1 pseudogene is annotated in these 307 nt (G+C 38.4%); it reads left to right on the top strand.

Going from position 1 to position 307, the window contains the following annotated elements:
* Nucleotides 1-77: 77 nt before the first annotated feature.
* Nucleotides 78-307, top strand: a pseudogene (locus HMPREF2955_RS17140) (IS66 family transposase); the annotation flags it as partial.

The raw sequence follows: 307 nt of genomic DNA, 5'->3' as shown, positions 1-307 counted from the left end.
CTAAAATCTTCGTATAAAGGCTATAAAGATGCTCATTTTTCTTGCGTATTTCAGATTTTCTTTGTATCTTTATACCTATGAAAGAGCAAGTTACGGACATGTCAAAAGTATTACAAGACATGACGGAAGAGATGCGATTATTGCGTGAAACTGTCAGCCAGCAGTATGCCGAGAATGTCAAATTGAACCGTAACATAAATGCTCTGAACCTCCAAATCCGCAAGAAAGATACAGAACTTACAAACTTACGGGAACGCTTGGCCAAATATGAAGACCCTGATAAGAACTCTAATAACAGCAGCACTCC

It is taken from the genome of Prevotella sp. HMSC073D09 (genome assembly GCF_001814145.1).
In the GTDB taxonomy this organism is placed as follows: Bacteria; Bacteroidota; Bacteroidia; order Bacteroidales; family Bacteroidaceae; genus Prevotella; species Prevotella conceptionensis.
This window is presented reverse-complemented; position numbering and strand designations above follow the sequence as displayed.